This is a genomic window from Brevibacillus sp. AG (assembly GCF_028369215.1).
In the GTDB taxonomy this organism is placed as follows: Bacteria; Bacillota; Bacilli; order Brevibacillales; family Brevibacillaceae; genus Brevibacillus; species Brevibacillus porteri.
The window spans coordinates 26,705-44,682 of sequence record NZ_JAQMYO010000017.1 but is presented as its reverse complement, the minus strand read 5'-3'; the positions used below and the strand labels follow the sequence as shown (position 1 = coordinate 44,682).

The window sequence follows — 17,978 nt, the reverse complement described above, 5'->3', positions numbered from 1 at the left end:
TCCCTCCTTAGTTCAGATCAATTCGTTTATTAAAGTAGCGATACAATACATCGACGAGTAGGTTCACGAATACGAAGATAATGGAAGCGATCAGTACGCCGCCTTGTACGACAGGCAAATCACGCATGCGGATCGCATCGACAATCAGACGACCCAAGCCGTTGATGGCAAATACAGATTCTACGAGAACCGTACCACCCAAAAGAAATCCGAACTGCAAGCCAACGACCGTAATAATCGGGATCAACGCGTTTTTCAAAGCATGCTTGTAAATGATGACTGTTTCACGCAGGCCTTTTGCTTTCGCTGTGCGGATGTAGTCTTGACGCACGACGTCGAGCATACTGGAGCGAGTCATACGAGCAACGATGGCAGCCCCAGCGGTACCGAGTGTGATCGCTGGCAAAATCATGTGCTTCCAGGTGCCCCAGCCTGCAACAGGGAAGAGCTGCAGCTTGACGGAGAACGTGTAGATTAAGCTCAAGCCGAGCCAAAAGCTTGGCAAGGATACACCGAGCAAGGCAATAACCATGATCGTAATATCAGCAGCAGAGTATTGCTTGGTAGCAGAGACGATACCTGCGATCATACCGAGTACAACGGTTACAAAAATACTGGCGAGTGCGAGTTCGATGGTAGCAGGCAATCGCGCCATAATCTCATCCCACACGGGAAGATTAGAGCGAAGTGACGTACCTAGATCACCTTGGAACACGTTAAAGACATATTGCGCGTACTGAACCATGATGGGTTGATCCAAGCCGAGTTGTGTACGCATTTTTGCAATCGTTTCTGCAGAAGCGCCTTCACCGGCGAGCAATACAGCCGGGTCGCCAGGAACCATTTGCATGATCAAAAACACGACCAGAATGACACCGAGCAGGACGGGAATCATCTGCAGCAGGCGACGGATAATGTAAACAAACATGAAGATTTCCCTCCTATTGTTTCATTCGTGGATCGAGAGCGTCCCTGAGGCCGTCCCCAAAGATGTTGAAGCCGAGAACAAGAGTTGCAATAGCGAAACCTGGGAACATGGCCAGATGCGGAGCGGTAAACAAGAAGTCGCGTCCGTTACTAAGCATGGCGCCCCACTCCGGCAGAGGAGGCTGTGCTCCCAGTCCGAGGAACGACAGGCCAGCGGCGGATAGAATCGCGGTAGCAAGGCGCATCGTTGCCTGTACGATAATAGGAGACAAAATGTTTGGAAAAATGTGTCTAAAGATAATCGTGAAGTCATTGGCACCGAGTGAGCGGATCGCATCGATGTACTCCAGTTTTTTTACGGTCAAAGTAGAGCCGCGGACGATCCGTGCAAATACAGGAATCGAGAAGATACCAACGGCGATCATAACGTTAAAGAGACTTGGCCCTAAGGCACTGACAATGGCCAGAGATAGCAGGATTCCCGGGAAGGCGAGCAAAACATCGATGATACGGGAGATGACCGTATCTACCCAGCCTCCGTAGTAACCGGATAATAAGCCAAGAATAATTCCGAAAAATGCACCAATAAAGACGGCGACGAATCCGACGGACATCGAGAGCTGCGTTCCGTATAAAAGACGGCTCATTACATCCCGACCTTTGTCATCGGTACCCATCCAGTGCTCAGCAGATGGTGGCTTCAATTTGTTAACCAAATCAATCTCATAGGGATCGTAAGGAGCGATGAATGGTGCCAACAGGGCACTCGCGATGTAAAAAATCACGATACAGCCGCCTACCATGGCGAGTTTGTTTTTTCGTAGTTTCCTGTAAAAAGTCCGCCATCTGCTAGGGCGTGCAGCCGCTGCTTTCGGCGGAAGAGCTTGATTAGTTGGTGCAATCTCAACCTTCATGGTGTAACCCCTCCTTTGCTTACGTCAAAGTTATCAGAAAAATGTACGAAGTAAAGGCAATTTGAACAAGTCGTAAAAATAGTGAAAATAGACGTAAAGATTGTGCAAATCAAGTCTTCCGGCTTCCTAGATAATGGGGGAGAAAGGAATGGAGAGAGACAAAGAGAGGGTGGATAATGGATGGGCGTTACCTATTGGTTGACCAATGTTCGTTTGGAGACGCGCTACCGTCGGGAAAACGGTGTCGTCACGGGGACAGAGGCATCCTTGTTTCACATTTTGGTAAAAGACGGAAAATTCGCGCGTATTGTACCAGCGACAGAGAAGCTTACAGACGGTATTTTGCAAAAGGATGCAAAAGGCTTATTGGCACTCCCATCTTTCGTAGAGAAGCATGTTCATTTGGACAAAACGCTTCTGGGAGAACCATGGCGGGCCGTCATTCCTGTGTCCAATATTATTGAGCGTTGCGAGATTGAGAAGCGCACACTGCCAGGATTGCCGACAACTACACAAGAGCGTGCGGAGAATCTGTTGGAGATCCTCTCGTCTTATGGCTCGACACACGTACGTACACATGTGGACATTTACCCAGAAGTGGGAGTTTCCAATTTGGAATCAGTAAAAGCAGCATTAGCAACCTACGCGGATCGAGTCACCCACGAGATCGTCGCATTCCCGCAGCATGGCTTGTTGCGTACAGATGCAAAAGCACTCTTGCATGAGGCATTGCGCCAAGGTGCGACTCATGTCGGAGGCGTAGACCCAGCTAATGTGGATGGCGATATAGAAGAATCTTTGCACCAGATGATGGAGCTGGCGGTAGAAGCAAACGCAGGTGTGGACTTGCATTTGCATGACCCGGGACATTTGGGAACCTACACAATGAAGCGACTAGCAGCAATGACCGTAGACGCTGGCTGGCAAGGCCGCGTAGCAATTAGCCATGCGTTTGCGCTCGGAGACATCCCTGTGCAGGAAGCAGAAGAGATGGCGACGATCCTGCGGGAAGCGGGCATTACGATCATCACCAGTGTGCCATTTAGCCGCGTTATTCCACCTGTGCAGCTGTTGCACCAAAATGGCGTCGACGTTGCGGTCGGTTGCGACAACATTTTTGACACGTGGCAGCCATACGGAAATGGCGATGTGCTGGAGCGCCTCTGGCGACTTGCTGAACGCAATCGTTGGCTGGACGAGTTGTCTCTGTCACAATCGCTGCGTTTTATCACAGGTGGCAAAACGACGCTGGATGCCAACGGAACACAGCTGTGGCCTGCACAAGGTGAAGACGCTAGCCTGATCCTCGTGGACGCGACCTGCTCGGCAGAAGCGATCGCGCGCCGTGCAGATCGACACGCTGTATTCTTCAAAGGCACTCTCGCTTCTGGTCAAGTGGAAGAAGTGAACGTTTAAGAGGGGGAAAAGCCGGTGAAATCTTCTCCTTATTGGATCGTCAACGCTCGATTGGAAAACGGGTATGAGTGGGAAGAAGGCGTGATCAGTGGAACGCGGACAGAGCTGTGCGATTTGCTCATTGAGCATGGGAAAATTACGCGGATTGTCCCTTCCAGTGAGATTTTGGAGGATGGGCTACCTAAAAAGGACGCGAAAGGCTTACTGATTTTGCCGTCTATGGCCGAGAAGCACATTCATCTGGAAAAAACGTATTACGGCGGCCCGTGGAAGGCAACAACTCCCGTAAAAAACTTGTTCGAACGCCACGCTGAGGACAGAGGGCTGTTGCCAATGTACCTCAAACAGGCTCAGACAGGAGCAGAAAATATTCTCTCGCTGCTGGTGGAAACAGGAGTTACACATGTAAGAACACATTGTCATGTAGACCCACAGGTTGGTCTTGGGTTCTTGGAAGGAATGAAGAAGGCGTTCGAGACGTATGCAGACCGTGTCTCCCACGAAATCGTTGCTTTCCCGCATTATGGCATGCTGCGTACACAAGCGCGAGACATGGTACGTGAGGCACTGCGTCAAGGCGCCACTCATGTAGGCGGCGTCGATCCGGGTGGAGTAGACGGCGACATTGAGCGTTCTCTGCAAACGATGCTAGAGCTGGCAGTCGAAGCGGATGCCGACATTGACATGCATTTGCATGATCCGGGGCATCTTGGCGTATTTACGATGAAGCGCCTCGCTGTTCTGACGGAAGAGGCAGGCTGGCAAGGACGTGTCACGATTAGTCACGCGATGGGATTAGGCGATGTTTCGCAGGAAGAAGCCAGAGAGATGGCACAACGACTCGCCTCCCTTGGTATCTCCATTGCATCGACCGTGCCGATCAATCGCCCGACCATTCCGATTCCGTTGCTGCATCAAGAAGGGGTTGCCGTCATGCTTGGAAACGACAGCTTGACCGACAACTGGACACCCTTTGGCAGTGGAGACTTGTTAGAAAAAGCAGGACGACTGGCTGAACGCTTTCGCTTGACGGATGAAAGATCGTTAGGCGTAGCACTCGGCTTCGTGACAGAAGGGCGGATCACTCTCGATGAAACCGGGAATCGCGTGTGGCCATTGGTTGGAGATGAGGCGAGCCTGATGGCGGTCGAAGCGACATGTTCAGCAGAAGCTGTTGCGAGACGTGCCAAGCGCAAGGTCGTTCTTTTCCAAGGCAACCGGGTAGCGGGTGAGTGGTAGTACTACTTTTAAATAGAAAGGATGTCATGGATAGATGTCTACAGCCTATTGGATTACCAACCTCCGCTTGGAGAGCGGATACCGCAAAGAAAACGACAAGGTGGTTGCTACAGATACTGAAGTGGCGCATCTATTAATCGAAGACGGACGAATTGCACAGATCGTGAGTGGAGCTGCTCCACAAACGGAGCTGCCAACGAAGGATGCCAGCGGTCTGTTGGCACTGCCGTCATTTAGGGATATGCACATCCACATCGATAAAACGTACTATGGCGGTCCTTGGAAAGCCGTGACACCAGTGAAAAACATCTTGGGTCGACTGGAAGAAGAGAGCCAGCTCATGCCGAAGCTGTTGCCAACAGCACAAGAGCGCGCAGAAAAAATGCTGGAATTGCTGCTGTCCGCAGGCTCCACCCATATTCGTTCCCATTGTAATATTGATCCGTACATCGGACTTAAAAACCTGGAAGCGACTATGGCAGCCCTGGAGACCTTCAGCGGCAGATTGCAGTGCGAGGTCGTTGCCTTCCCGCAGCAAGGTCTTCTGCGAAGCAATCAAGTGGAGAACATCCGCCAAGCCTTGAAAATGGGCGCGACCTACGTTGGGGGTGTAGACCCGGCGACAGTGGATCAAAACATCGAGAAATCGCTCGCTACCATTTTTGAGCTGGCAGTCGAAGCGAATGCTCCAATCGACGTTCACTTGCATGACCCGGATCATCTCGGGGTGTTTACATTCAAGCGTCTGGCTAAAATGACCGAAGAAGCAGGATGGCAAGGTCGCGTTACGATCAGCCATGCCAACTCCCTTGCTGACATCAGTCTGGAAGAAGCAGGCGACGTAGCTGAAATGCTCGCTGGATTGGGCATTTCGATCACTTCCACCGTACCGGTGAACAGAGGGACGATTCCCATTCCATTGCTGCATGAAAAAGGTGTCTCCGTCTCTCTCGGAGACGACAGTATTACCGATCACTGGTCGCCATTTGGACAAGGCGATAGCTTGGAAAAAGCAGGTCGCTTGGCAGAGCGCTTCCGCATGCAGGATGAGCGTTCACTGTCCCAAGCACTGGGCTTTATTACAGGCGGGAAGACGCCGCTGGATAAAGAGGGCAACCGCATGTGGCCGAATGTTGGCGACGAGGCGGATATCGTATTCGTTCACGCATCCTCGGCAGCAGAAGCAGTTGCACGCCGTGCGAAGCGTCAAGCGGTCATGTACCGTGGTAATGTTGTTTCCGGGGCTTTGTAAAATCGAAAAGGAAAGAATAAAAAGGCAGAACCACAGGGTTTTGCCTTTTTTCTTTTGGTAAGTGTCTATAGTGGCCATAACGTGGAATTTATTTTCGTTTATATTGGTTTATTCCAATTTTATTAAACAATGGATTTTATTTGAGTTACTATTAGTAAAACTCATATTTTTCAGACATGTTTTTGGGGGTGTCATTTTTGTCGTTCATTGCAGAGACAAAAAAAGTAGAACGTACGTTTGGTAGAGGGGCAACTGCCGTCAGAGCGCTTGCGGGGGTAAAAATGCGTGTAGAATCAGGACGATTGCTCGTACTAAAAGGCAGATCAGGATCAGGAAAAACGACTCTATTAAACCTTTTGGGTGGTCTCGATCGTCCGACGGCAGGAAGCGTGTACTTTCAGGGAAGAGAAATCGGCCAGCTATCGGATCATGAGCGAACGAAGATCAGGCAAAAGAACATGGCATTTATCTTCCAGTCGTTTGGTTTGCTTCCGCTGATGTCAGCCGCTGAAAACGTCGAGTTTGGACTCCGCCTGTCAGGGGTGCCTGCTGCCGAATGGAGGGAGCGTGTTCGCGAATCGCTGGATATCGTTGGGTTGTCCAAACGGGCGCATCATCGGCCGTTTGAGTTGTCCGGTGGCGAACAGCAACGCTGTGCGATTGCCAGAGCTGTTGCGAACAGGCCGACACTACTATTGGCGGATGAGCCAACAGCTGAGCTGGATAGTAAAACGGGTCTGCAAATTAGCCGTTTGTTTCGCCAACTGGTCGATGAAGGTGCTATGAGCATTGTCATGACGACACATGATCCTGGTGTAATGGAGGTGGCGGACGATGTCTATGAATTGGAGGACGGTCGTATCAAGGAATAGCAAAATAAAATGGGCGTACTTGAGCGTTTTCCTTTTATTGACGGGCTGTTCCCTATTCCCTAAGGAAGAGGAGGTTCTGGCTCCGCCATTAGTGGAGCCGTCGCCTATCAAATACGAGGTGGCAGAAGTTTTACAAGGGCCGATCGTAAAAAGTGTGAAAGGAAACGCCTCCTTCACGACCGTGAAAACGGCGGAGCTCTCTTTCCCAGAGACGAAGGGACTGCGGCTGAAGTCGTTCTCTGTCCAAGGCGGCGATCAGGTGAAAAAAGGACAGGTACTTGCTGAATTGGATGCGGCTGAAATGGAGAGGTCGATTGAGTCGGCCCGGTATGAACTGGAGAAGGCAAAGCTGGAGCTGCTTGAAGCCCAGCAGGATAATCACTACGAAGTCGAATCCGCCAAGCTGGACGTTTTGAAGGCAGAGATGAACGCCAAGGTAGACGAGACCAAGCTAGCCAAGATCGAATTGGAAAAGGTTAAGCTAGACTTGGCGAAATTGCAGGATCCCAAGAAGCAGCAGTACGTGGTGGAGCGTGCCAGGCTGAACGTGAAGCAAAAAGAGATGGACTTGAAGAATCTGCAACAGCGTTGGGCTGAGACCAAGCTGATCTCGCCTTTTGACGGAATCGTGCTTTTCGTAAGCAATCAACAGGTAGGGGATGAGGTGGAGGCGCATCAAAAGTTGGTAACGATAGGCGATCCGAACAAGCTGTTCGTGGTGTATACCGCTCCCGAGAAAGAGGCGCTGCAAGATGTTAGGGAAGGGATGAAAGTGATTCTCTCGGGCAAAGACGGCGAAAAAGGCGAGGGGACAGTTGTTCAGACGCCCCTGCATGTCCCTTCCAATTTACCAGAGGATTTGACGAAGCTGTATCAGAGAAGTCTACTCATTACACCGAAAATCCCTCCAAAGGGCTTGGAGATCGGGACAGGAGTCAGTATTGAAGTGATTGTGGACAAGGAGGATCAGACGCTTTTTATACCGAGAAAAGCACTTCATGAATTATCAGGCAGGAAGTACGTTCGGGTGCTCGACGGGAATAGCAAGAAGGAAGTGGACGTGGAGACCGGTATCATGACCCAGACGGAGGTTGAGATTCGCAAAGGTCTTTCGGCAGGCCAACTGGTTATTTTGGAATAGGGGGACAATGTCGTGGCGATGCTGCAAATGATCTTGCGGAAAATGATGAATAACCGCTGGCTGGTCGGCAGTCTGTTGATTGGTCTAATCGTCGCTGTCGGATTGGTATCGAGTATACCCGCATTCACGTCAGGGGTACTCCAACGCATGTTGACCAAGGATATGGAGGAATATCAGAAGAATGTGAACCGCTTCCCCGGTGGCTTGCTGATCGCGGTCAATCAAAACAAACTGGGAAAGAATGGGGCGGTACTTGTAGACGAAATGACCGCTCATCTACAAAACGAAGTAATCGCTGAACTGGATGTTCCGGTGTATGCAGGAGTGACAGTTTTGCGGACCATTCCGTTTCAAGCCATTCAGGAAAACATACAGCCGAAGAGCTTGCTCAGTTCCGACAGTTCGCGGATCTATTCGCTGAGCGGACTTGCGCAGCATATGACGCTTGTCGACGGTCGCCTGCCTGCTGCAACCCCCGTTGATGGCGTGTACGAAGCACTGGTAACAGAAAAAGCGTTAAAGGACCGCCGGATGGTGCTGGGCAGCTTGTATGAGCTGACCACGAACCAGGTAGAGGGACTCAAGGTGCGAATCAAGCCGGTTGGTGTTTTCAAGGAAAAAGAGGGGAACGATCCGTATTGGTTTGCTTCGACCAGTGAATACTCCAGTGGCTTCGTATTGGATGAACGACTTTTTCGGAGTGTGTTTTTGGAAGAGAAAAATCTGGTCATTTCAACCGAGATGTATACGGCCTTTCACTACCAATCTTTTCGGATCAGCGATACAGAGAAGCTGAATTCATTGGTGGCCGGAATCGAAGGGAAGCTGCTACAGCATGGATTGAAAAAAGCGGAGATCAACGTTCAGTTTCCGGCGGCTAGTCTCGTGGGCAAGTACAATGAGCAAGAGAAGCAATTCAAAACCATTCTCTGGTCACTCTACATCCCCATTTTCATTATGCTGGGCCTTTATCTCGTGATGGTTTCGGGATTAATTGTGGAAAGGCAACGAACGGAAATCGCAGTGCTGGGCAGCAGGGGGGCCAGCAGAATGCAGATTTTTTCTATTTATTTCATGGAGATCGCCATTCTTGGGGTATGTGCTTTTCTGATCGGTCCCTTAGTGGGGATTCAGCTCAGTAAGATCCTTGGCGTCTCGAATGGATTTCTCGAATTTGTCGATCGCAAAGGTTTGGATGTCACGATCAGTCCGGAAGTATTCGTGTATGCTGCGTGGATGGTGCTTGCCTGTATCACACTTGTTTTGATTTCTGTGTCTCTGGCAACCAGGCAAAATATCGTCACGCACAAGCAAAACATGGCGAGAATGAGTGGATCCGCCATTTGGCACCGGCTGTTTTTCGACGTATTGCTGCTTGCGATATCGTGGTATGGATGGTATTCCTATCAAAACGCCGCTGAAACCGCAGCAAAAACGAGCGAAGGAGCTACGGCGATCTCGATCGATTTCCTTCTCTTTTTTGTGCCCGTTCTGTTTTCGCTCGGTTTTGGCCTGCTGCTTCTCCGGTTGTACCCGTGGCTCCTGCGTCTGATGTCTTGGGCAGGACGCTCCTTCTTCCCGCTTTCTCTGCATACGACGCTGGTTCAGGTAGGGAGAGCTCCACGTCAGTATCATTTTCTCATGCTGTTTGTGACGATTACGGTCGCAGTAGGAATGTTCAGTGCAAGCATGGCACGGACGATCAATCAAAATGCAGAAGAGAGAATCCGTTACCAAATCGGCGCGGATATTCGTTTGAAGGCAGAGTGGCAGAGCGACAAACCGGAAGTAACGGTCTATCGGGGAGGAAGAAATGCGGAAGAAGGCGAGGAAGCAGAAGTGGAACAAGCGCCTGCAGCTCCTCCCGTTCAGTATGTAGAGCCGGACTTCGAAGTGTACAGTCGATTACCTGAGGTTGAGCATGCAACAAAAGTCTTTGTGAACGGCCTGGCAGAGGCTTCTTTTCGGGGCGATCCTGTGAAGGACGTCACCTTGATGGGGATCGAGCCCAAAGAGTTTGCTAAGACCGCTTGGATGAAGTCTGACTTGCTGCCGCATCACTTCCACGAGTATTTGAATTTGATAGCAAAAGAACCGCGTGCCCTATTGCTGTCTCGCAGCCTCGCTGACAAGCTGCACGTGGTGGAGGGACAAACCATCCTGCTCGGTTGGGGGGATTCTCGCAGGGTTGAAATGATTGTGTATGCCATCGTGGATTACTGGCCGGGATGGAATCCTGCGCCTGTAAAAAGTACATATGGAAGCAGTATGGAAGAACAGTATTTGGCAGTCGCCAATCTCCCGTTTGTGCAAGACAAGATGCGCATGGAGCCTTATGAGGTTTGGATTAAAATGAAAGAGGGATCCTCTTCTGAATCGCTGTACAAAGGTCTGTCACAAGAGGGAGTCAAGCTCGCCATGCTGAATAATGCCAAACAGCAAGTGATCCAGATGAAAAACAGCGCATTTTATTTGGGGCTGAACGGATCGCTGACGCTTGGGTTCCTGCTTTCCATGCTAGTCACCTTTATCGGCTACGTGATGTACTGGGTGCTTACTCTTGGAGCCAGAAAATTGCAATACGGCGTGTTCCGGGCGATGGGAATGCCATTCAGACAGCTTCTTGCCATTCTTGCGTGGGAGCAGCTCTTGACGTTTGGCGTCGCTTTTGCGATGGGAATGACAGCGGGCAAGCTGGCAAATAGCCTGTTTTTGCCTGCACTTAGTCTCTATTTACATGCCGATAAGCAAGTTCCTCCCTTTACCGTTATTTCGATGCTGCAAGATGAACAAATCATTTATACGTTCATTGCCGTGACACTGGTTATCGGAATCGGGATCGTTGGTATTCTGCTGTCACGGATGCAGATCCATCAAGCCGTAAAGCTGGGGGAGGACTAATCAGATGATCGTATGCGAAAATTTGGTGAAAATCTACAAGGCAAATGATCTGGAAGTGGTCGCGCTGCAAGGGTTGGATTTGCGTGTAGAGACCGGAGAGCTGATGGGGATCATTGGGAATAGCGGCAGCGGCAAATCAACGCTTTTGAACATGCTGGGAGGGCTGGACCGTCCCTCGGCAGGAAAACTTTCCGTCGCGGGAGCTGATTTATTTCGATTGACGACTTCCGAGCTGGTTCAGTATCGCTTGCAGACCGTAGGCTTTGTCTGGCAGAACAACGCCCGCAATCTGATCCCGTATCTATCCGCACTGCAAAATGTGGAGATGCCAATGCTTTTGCGGGGCAAGCGAAAAAGGGAACGCGCCCACGAGTTGTTGGAACTGGTGGGACTGGGCCACCGAAAAAAGAACAAGCTGAGCGAACTTTCCGGCGGGGAGCAACAGCGGGTAGCCATCGCGATCGCGTTGGCGAACGAGCCCAAGCTGCTTTTGGCAGATGAGCCGACTGGCAGTGTAGATACTCGAACGGCAGCTATCATTCTCGATTTGTTTCAAGAGCTGAACCGTTCGTTTGGGCTAACCGTCGTCATCGTGACTCATGATTTGGAGCTGGCGCGCAAAGTCGATCGTGTCGTAGCCATTAGGGATGGGAAAACGTCCAGCGAGTTGTTGCGGCGAAAAGGAACAGAAGAAAACACTTCCGAGTCTTCGGATGAGTCAGCTAACGCGGACACTCATGAGGAATTGGCGGTGCTTGATCAGGTGGGGAGGCTGCAGATCCCAATGGAGTACCTCCAGGCGATCCAGGCGGACGGCAAGCTCCGAATTGAGCTGGAAGAAGATCGAATTATCCTAAAGGCGCCTGTAGCCTCCACAAAAACAGACACGTGAATGTGACGTGTCTGTTTTTTGTTCAGCTAGTGGGATATGCCTGTACCTAAAATGCATGGCACCAGCATAAAGGATCATCTCCCCCACAATGAGGGCAACAACCTCCTGTATATCGAAGGCGAATTTGATCTGAATGGAGCACACCATAGTCGGTAATCGGTTCTACGCCCGGGATTGGTTCATCTGGTATCTCGCGCACTTTCATGTCCGACCACTTTCCGCTCCAGGAACATATCCTGCACGTTAATCTCTCAGCTGTAGGGTGCAGCGCATTCTCGATGACGATCATACATTCTTGACTGTTGGTATGACAAGTAGGACAATCGTGAAGCTTCATGATTCATCACCTCTCAAGTTTGCATACATCCCCAAAATAATCGACAACGACATCACGGAAGTCTTGGGCAGCTCGCGAAATGTACCGACTCTTGTGCCATAATAAAGCGATTTCCCGTACCAATTCGTGATTCTCTACTCGAAGATACTTGATTTGTTCACGAGAATCTCTTGCCGTGCTTGGTATGAAGGCTATGCCAATTTCTGCTTCCACTAGCTGGATTAGCCTTGCAGGTTCATCTCCCTCATATACATATTTAGGTGTGAATCCAACCGACTTGCATATAGAGTCTACGAAATCGCGTGTCCCGTACCCTTTCTTTACACCGACGAACCATTCATCCTTTAGATCTGTCAAAGATAGGATGCTTCGGTCTGCTAGTCGATGTCCTCTTGGAACAGCTACGAGAATAGGGTCAATGAAGACGATTTGACATTCAATGCCATCCTCTTGGATAGGAGGAGAGGACAAGCAAAAATCGATTTCTCCTCTATGGAGAAGCGTAACCATTTCCTGCGTGGTGAGCATTTGTACATGAAACTGGATATCGGGTCGCTTTTTCCGAAACTCTCGAAGGATATTGGGCAGCGTGCTAGCCGTAGTCACCGCCAATTCAAGCGTGCCATGTTCCGGGTTGGACAAATCGCGAAGCTCCAGCTTCCCCTGTTCCAATTCAAACAAAGCTCTTTCCACCCGGCAGAGGAATTTGCTTCCGAACTCATTCAGACGCAGCTTTCTCCCTTTTCGATCAAACAGCGGGACTCCCAGATCCTCCTCCAATCGTTGAATCGTTTTGCTTAGGGACGATTGGGTCACATGCAGGCTTCGTGCAGCTTCGGTCACGTGTTCCATCCGAGCTACCGTGAGAAAGTATTGCAGTTGAAGAAGCTCCATTCAGCACCCTCCGTTCATTCCTTCCAATCAATGAAATTATAACGTGAAATGCGTTGGAGTAAATGTTTGATTTCCAGTACGATATCATCAAAACGCTTAAGGGGGCTAAAAAATGGGGGCTCACAGCAGGTGGTTGATGATTTCCGTTGGACTGGGGATATTATTGAACCCATTAAATTCTTCGATGATTTCGGTTGCGATTCCAAGGCTGCAAGATGTGTATCGTCTTGACTTCACGGTTGTCTCGTGGATCATTTTCTCTTTCTACATTGCGAGTGCGATCGCTCAACCTGTTATGGGAAAAGCAAGCGATTTGTTCGGCCGCAAGAAGATATTTCTTACCGGGCTTGTCGTATCCTTCGTAGCCTCAATATTGGCTCCATTATCACCAAACTTTGGATGGCTCATTGTGTTCCGAATTGTGCAATCGATCGGAACCAGCATGATGGTTGCGGTTGGAATGGCTATCGTACGAATTCATATTACGGAGAAACAAGCGACTGCGCTTTCCGTACTGTCCATATTCCTATCCGGAGCAGCAGCGATTGGACCTTTTGTTGGCGGGGTCTTGCTTCATTATTGGGACTGGTCTGCGATCTTTCTCATTAATATTCCGTTCGTGGTGGCGAGCTTGCTATTAGCCTGGAGGATGATTCCAAAGGATGAATCGGCAGCATCTGCTGCACATAACATGTCCTTTCGAAAATGGTTGGATTTGATAGATGCAACAGGGATCGTGCTCTTCGCAGTGGGTCTGGTTGCATCGCTCGTTGGATTACTGTCAGCAAAATCATCGGGGCATGTCTCATGGTGGCATATCATGGTTGGAGGGATCGGCCTCATTACACTGGGGGCTTTCGTACGACATGAGTTAAAAACGACTTCTCCGTTTATTCCTTTCCGGACATTTGCCAAGTATCCTGCGATGACGTGGGTCAACATCGAATTCATGCTCGTTAACGTCCTTTTTTATTCGCTTTTTTTCGGGCTTCCGTCCTACTTGCAAATGGTTCGTCATGTCAGCGAGTTTCATACAGGAATTCTCATGCTCAGCTTAGGTTTATGCTCACTTGTGGTGTCTCCACTAGCAGGAAGATGGATTGATCAATCAGGACCTCGGCCTGCATTGCTCGCATCCGCCATTCTTATGACATTTGGGTCATTGTGGCTCGTGACGTTAAATCAAGATTCACATGTGATTAGTGTATGTGTGGCGTTAGCAGCATTCGGTATTAGCAACGGGTTAAACAATGTAGGAATGCAAGCAGCCTTGTTCAAAAGTTCTCCAAAAGAAATCATCGGAGTAGCATCCGGATTATTTCAAACATCCAGATACTTGGGAACCATACTCTCCTCGTTGTTGATCGGCATTGTAATGGGAGATAAGTTTAGCGCCGAGGGGTTGCAAGTGCTTGGCATTATCCTCACGACAATCGCATTGTCTTTGGTACTGATGAGTTGGCGACGGGAATCAAGGCAAAGGGGGGAGTCGTAGGTTCACCCATCCCTATTCAAAATCGCAGGCATGATTCATCACAAATTGTTTAAATTTTTCAGTGGCAGGTGATAAATATCGCCCTTCTACCCAAGCAATGCCAATGGTACGTTGACACTTCGGGCTTTTGACAGGGATTTGTGTGATCTTACTCTGGTCCGTTCCCTTTAAATTGGGCAAAAGGGAGATTCCCAGTCCAGCAGCGACTAGTCCTGCAACGGTATCTGCTTCCTCTCCTTCAAATGTAATCGGAGGTGTAATGCCCGCTTCTTGAAACAATTGCTCGACGGTAATACGAAGGGAGTACCCTGCTTTTAAATGGATAAATGATTCATCTGCAATCTCTTCCAACGTAATCGAGGTACGATTTGCATATTTGTGGTCTTTCGGGACAATCACAAAAAGTTCTTCATTCCAAAGCGGCTTCCATACAAAGGGAGATTTCATATCCATAGGAGCTAGTAGACAAAGATCAAATTCTCCTCCTTGCAACTGATTCATAAGCGTATGGGAGGGACCTTGTCCGAGTCGAAAATGAATGTTTGGGTAGTGGGAGCGAAAAGAAGCCAGTAAATCAGGGATACGACTGGTACTTAGCGTGTGCAGAAATCCAAGAGACACTTCACCCTTATCTGGATCAAGTAAATCCATGATTTCTTGTTTTCCTTCATGGAATTCCTTCATCATATTTTCGACTCGCTTTAAAAAGAGATGACCATATTTATTGAGCCGAATCGAACGTCCCTGACGGTCAAATAAGGGCACGCCTACTTCATCCTCAAATCGGGCAATCGAACGACTAAGGGCAGACTGGGAAATCGAGAGAGCTTCGGCAGCATGTGTCACGTGTTGGATTTTTGCCAGTGTCTGAAAATATTCAAACTGTTGCCATTCCATTCGAAAGCACCACTTTCCGTTCGGATTTTTCATTACATAAATGCATGAAAAACATGATTATAATGAATTATACATCATAGATAAATGGTGATACCATGAAACCATAATCATCCTGAAATGATATGGTGATCACATGATACAACAAGGCACGCCACTCTTCCGCAAAACCAGCTTTGCTTTCTTTGCCGCTGGTTTCAATACGTTTGCTATTCTTTACTGCGTACAGCCTTTATTACCGGAATTTTCAAAAGAATTTGCGATTAGTCCAACGACAGCAAGCCTTTCCCTCTCCATTACAACAATGGTTCTTGCCGTCAGTATGCTCATTTTTGGTTCGTTGTCTGAAGTATGGGGACGCAAGCCAATCATGATCGTTTCCATGCTCGCTTCATCTGTGTTTTGTATTCTCACAGCATTCAGTTCGAATTTCCATGTTCTCCTAGTATTTCGAACGATTGAAGGAATTTCATTGGCCGGTTTACCCTCCATAGCGATGGCGTATCTTGGAGAAGAAATCGAATCCAAAAGTCTGGGAGCGGCTATGGGTCTCTATATATGCGGCAATTCAATTGGGGCTGTGTTTGGCAGGGTTTTCTCAGGAATGATGAGTGACTACTTCGGCTGGCAGATCGCAATAGGGGGAATTGGTCTCATAAGTTTAGCTGCCACACTGATTTTTTGGAACACCTTACCACCTTCCCAACATTTCAAAGCGCGCCCATTCGTCATTAGAAAGTTAGGTCTGTCTTTAATAGACCATCTAAAGGCTCCACGTCTCATTTGTTTATTTGTCATCGGCTTTTTACTTTTAGGTAGTAATGTAGCGTTGTTCAATTACATCGGTTATGTATTGCTCGAAAAACCCTATTCACTCAGCCAAACCTTTATAAGCTGGACGTTTTTAATTATGATCATCGGAATGTTCAGCTCTGTCTGGACAGGAAAATTAATCGATCGTCACGGTAAGCAAAGGCTGTTATTCATTAGCTTATTCCTTGCATTAATCGGCGTCTGTTTGACCTGGGAAGCGAATCTCCTTATGAAGATAGTAGGGCTTGGATTTTTTACTTTTGGATTTTTTGGAGCTCATGCCGTTGCAAGCAGCTGGGTGGGACAGCTTGCTTTACAGAACAAAGCACAGGCCTCTTCCTTGTACTTGTTTTTCTACTATACGGGTTCAAGTGTAGGAGGAACACTCGGAGGATTGTTTTGGTCCGCATACGGATGGGGAGGCGTCATCAGCATGAATGTCGGCTTTCTCCTAGTTGGCTTCATACTTTGGGCGTGCGTCTCAAAAATGGTACAGAATGCGAAGAAAGTGACGAAAATAGCCAACACTTGTGCCCCAAAATAAAGAAACGGAAAAACTCAGTATCGTTTTTGTGATACGAAGTCTTTCCGTTTCTTTATAGGTCAAAAGATAAGCCGATTGCCAGCGCCAATAAGACGGCGAAAGCACCACCTGCAAGCGATCCGGCGACATTGACGGCATCGTTGTTCCAACCAGCGCGACCGCGGATTCGCACGGCTGGCTTGCCGCAGTGAAGAGCCTGCTCGATTTCACGACCGCAAGCGCCGCAACGGTACATTTGCTGCCAAGTCGCACCGATCCATGAATCAACCAGTGACCCTATCATGCCCGCCAGTCCTGCTATGCCGATCCAAGCTACCAGTCTAAGGGGAGGGGTGATCACATCCGGCGCGGTTTGGCTGGGTAGCGCAAGCAGCAACCACGCTGCACCGCCGATAAATAGGCCACCAGCCAGCGAAGCACCCATGCCCAGGCCAGAAATACCGCCAGAAGTGCCGGGCGGAACACGCTGACCCGTCTTGATCGATCGCGGAGGCTTGCGGCTTAAACCGCCGATTTCTGTTGCCCATGTATCGGCTGTGACCGCCGCCATCACGCCGAGGAACGCGTACCACCAAAGCGGATGCGGCCACGCCCAATTTGCTACACATATCAGGAGCCCGAGCCCGCCGTTTGCTAGCACCTGGCCGGCATCGCGTCTCCCTGTTTTCTCATAACCGCTCTCGGCCTCTTGCTTTTTATGCTTTTTCCACTTGGACAATAAGGTGGACGAGATAAAAAAAGCGATGAGGGAGCCGAACCAGATAGGGCTACCGAGTGCGTACATCACGGTGCCCAGTATCACTGCCGCCAAAAAGCCGGAGCCGGACAGCGACCTTTTTACATAAGCCGCCCCCGCAATCCCAGCACTACAGGCCAGACCGATTAACCACTCCACAGTTTCCCGCCCCCTTTGCTTTGAACTATTATACCTCAACGCAGCAGGCAAAATGAGGGAGTTTATTGCTAGAACGTTACAACATGCAAAAAGTTGGGTATAGATAGACGTGTTGTACGATCGGGTATCTTATTTAGAGAAAGGATGATTTGTTATGAAGACTTCTCTCAAAGAGAATGCGGTGTCGTTTTTGCAACTGGTAGCATCGGGGAATGTGCGAGAAGCATACCAAAGATACACAGCTCCGAATTTCCACCATCATAATCCCTTTTTCCGTGGCGATGCTCATTCTCTTATGCTCGCAATGGAAGAGAACGCCGCAAAGAATCCTCATAAGATTCTCGAAGTGAAACGATCCATCGAAGAGGGGGATATCGTTGCGGTCCATTCCCATGTGAAGCAAAACCAAGAGGATCTTGGGGGAGCTGTGGTCCATATCTTCCGTTTTCATAACGACCAGATCGTCGAATTCTGGGATGTAGGCCAGGCCATACCGGATGATTCCCCCAATGAGAATGGAATGTTTTAAGAACGGTAGCCAATGCATTTGGC

General features: G+C 49.2%; 15 protein-coding genes. 10 read left to right on the top strand and 5 right to left on the bottom strand.

Annotated features, from left to right (window positions below; genetic code table 11):
- Nucleotides 1-7: 7 nt before the first annotated feature.
- Both nikB and nikC read right to left on the bottom strand, forming a co-directional pair.
- Complete coding sequence (gene nikB, locus POF51_RS29215; RefSeq protein WP_017250978.1) at nt 8-928, bottom strand: nickel ABC transporter permease; 921 nt, start codon at nt 926-928, stop codon at nt 8-10.
- A 13-nt stretch (nt 929-941) separates the two neighbouring features.
- Nucleotides 942-1,841 carry a nickel transporter permease gene (gene nikC / locus POF51_RS29210; RefSeq protein ID WP_271756570.1) on the bottom strand — a complete coding sequence of 300 codons (900 nt, stop codon included), beginning with the start codon at nt 1,839-1,841 and terminating at the stop codon, nt 942-944.
- Between the two features lie 180 nt (nt 1,842-2,021).
- On the opposite strand from nikC, the gene POF51_RS29205 reads away from it, so the two are divergent.
- From POF51_RS29205 to POF51_RS29175, 7 genes are all read left to right on the top strand, one after another.
- A complete protein-coding gene (locus tag POF51_RS29205) occupies nt 2,022-3,257 on the top strand; it encodes an amidohydrolase (RefSeq protein ID WP_271756569.1) in 1,236 nt (411 codons plus the stop codon).
- Nucleotides 3,258-3,272: 15 nt separating this feature from the next.
- On the top strand, nt 3,273-4,496 hold the full coding sequence (locus tag POF51_RS29200; RefSeq protein ID WP_069845673.1) for an amidohydrolase: 1,224 nt from the start codon (nt 3,273-3,275) through the stop codon (nt 4,494-4,496).
- A 34-nt stretch (nt 4,497-4,530) separates the two neighbouring features.
- Entirely contained in the window at nt 4,531-5,748 is a 1,218-nt protein-coding gene (locus POF51_RS29195; protein WP_069845671.1) for an amidohydrolase family protein, read from the top strand.
- Nucleotides 5,749-5,945: 197 nt separating this feature from the next.
- Entirely contained in the window at nt 5,946-6,620 is a 675-nt protein-coding gene (locus POF51_RS29190) for an ABC transporter ATP-binding protein (RefSeq protein WP_083261589.1), read from the top strand.
- A complete protein-coding gene (locus POF51_RS29185) occupies nt 6,583-7,761 on the top strand; it encodes an efflux RND transporter periplasmic adaptor subunit (RefSeq protein WP_069845666.1) in 1,179 nt (392 codons plus the stop codon). Before POF51_RS29190 ends, POF51_RS29185 begins: the two co-directional genes overlap by 38 nt.
- Nucleotides 7,762-7,779: 18 nt before the next feature.
- Complete coding sequence (locus tag POF51_RS29180) at nt 7,780-10,662, top strand: ABC transporter permease (protein ID WP_244521723.1); 2,883 nt, start codon at nt 7,780-7,782, stop codon at nt 10,660-10,662.
- A gap of 4 nt (nt 10,663-10,666) precedes the next feature.
- Entirely contained in the window at nt 10,667-11,554 is an 888-nt protein-coding gene (locus tag POF51_RS29175; protein WP_069845662.1) for an ABC transporter ATP-binding protein, read from the top strand.
- 343 nt (nt 11,555-11,897) lie between these two features.
- Here POF51_RS29175 and POF51_RS29170 read toward each other — a convergent pair whose 3' ends face one another.
- The gene (locus POF51_RS29170) at nt 11,898-12,785 is read right to left on the bottom strand and encodes a LysR family transcriptional regulator (RefSeq protein ID WP_069845660.1); all 888 of its coding nucleotides are present in this window, start codon (nt 12,783-12,785) and stop codon (nt 11,898-11,900) included.
- A gap of 112 nt (nt 12,786-12,897) precedes the next feature.
- On the opposite strand from POF51_RS29170, the gene POF51_RS29165 reads away from it, so the two are divergent.
- Nucleotides 12,898-14,280, top strand: coding sequence for an MFS transporter (locus POF51_RS29165; protein ID WP_069845657.1), 1,383 nt, complete (start codon nt 12,898-12,900; stop codon nt 14,278-14,280).
- Nucleotides 14,281-14,292: 12 nt separating this feature from the next.
- Here POF51_RS29165 and POF51_RS29160 read toward each other — a convergent pair whose 3' ends face one another.
- The gene (locus POF51_RS29160; RefSeq protein ID WP_069845655.1) at nt 14,293-15,177 is read right to left on the bottom strand and encodes a LysR family transcriptional regulator; all 885 of its coding nucleotides are present in this window, start codon (nt 15,175-15,177) and stop codon (nt 14,293-14,295) included.
- A 133-nt stretch (nt 15,178-15,310) separates the two neighbouring features.
- Here POF51_RS29160 and POF51_RS29155 point away from each other — a divergent pair, with 133 nt between their 5' ends.
- On the top strand, nt 15,311-16,531 hold the full coding sequence (locus POF51_RS29155; RefSeq protein WP_069845653.1) for an MFS transporter: 1,221 nt from the start codon (nt 15,311-15,313) through the stop codon (nt 16,529-16,531).
- A 52-nt stretch (nt 16,532-16,583) separates the two neighbouring features.
- On the opposite strand, the gene POF51_RS29150 is transcribed toward POF51_RS29155, so the two are convergent.
- Nucleotides 16,584-17,426 carry a DUF92 domain-containing protein gene (locus tag POF51_RS29150; RefSeq protein ID WP_069845651.1) on the bottom strand — a complete coding sequence of 281 codons (843 nt, stop codon included), beginning with the start codon at nt 17,424-17,426 and terminating at the stop codon, nt 16,584-16,586.
- 154 nt (nt 17,427-17,580) lie between these two features.
- Between POF51_RS29150 and POF51_RS29145 the strand changes: the two genes are divergently transcribed.
- Nucleotides 17,581-17,955: a nuclear transport factor 2 family protein gene (locus POF51_RS29145; protein ID WP_069845649.1), complete on the top strand. Its 375-nt coding sequence runs from the start codon at nt 17,581-17,583 to the stop codon at nt 17,953-17,955.
- The last annotated feature ends 23 nt before the right edge of the window (nt 17,956-17,978 follow it).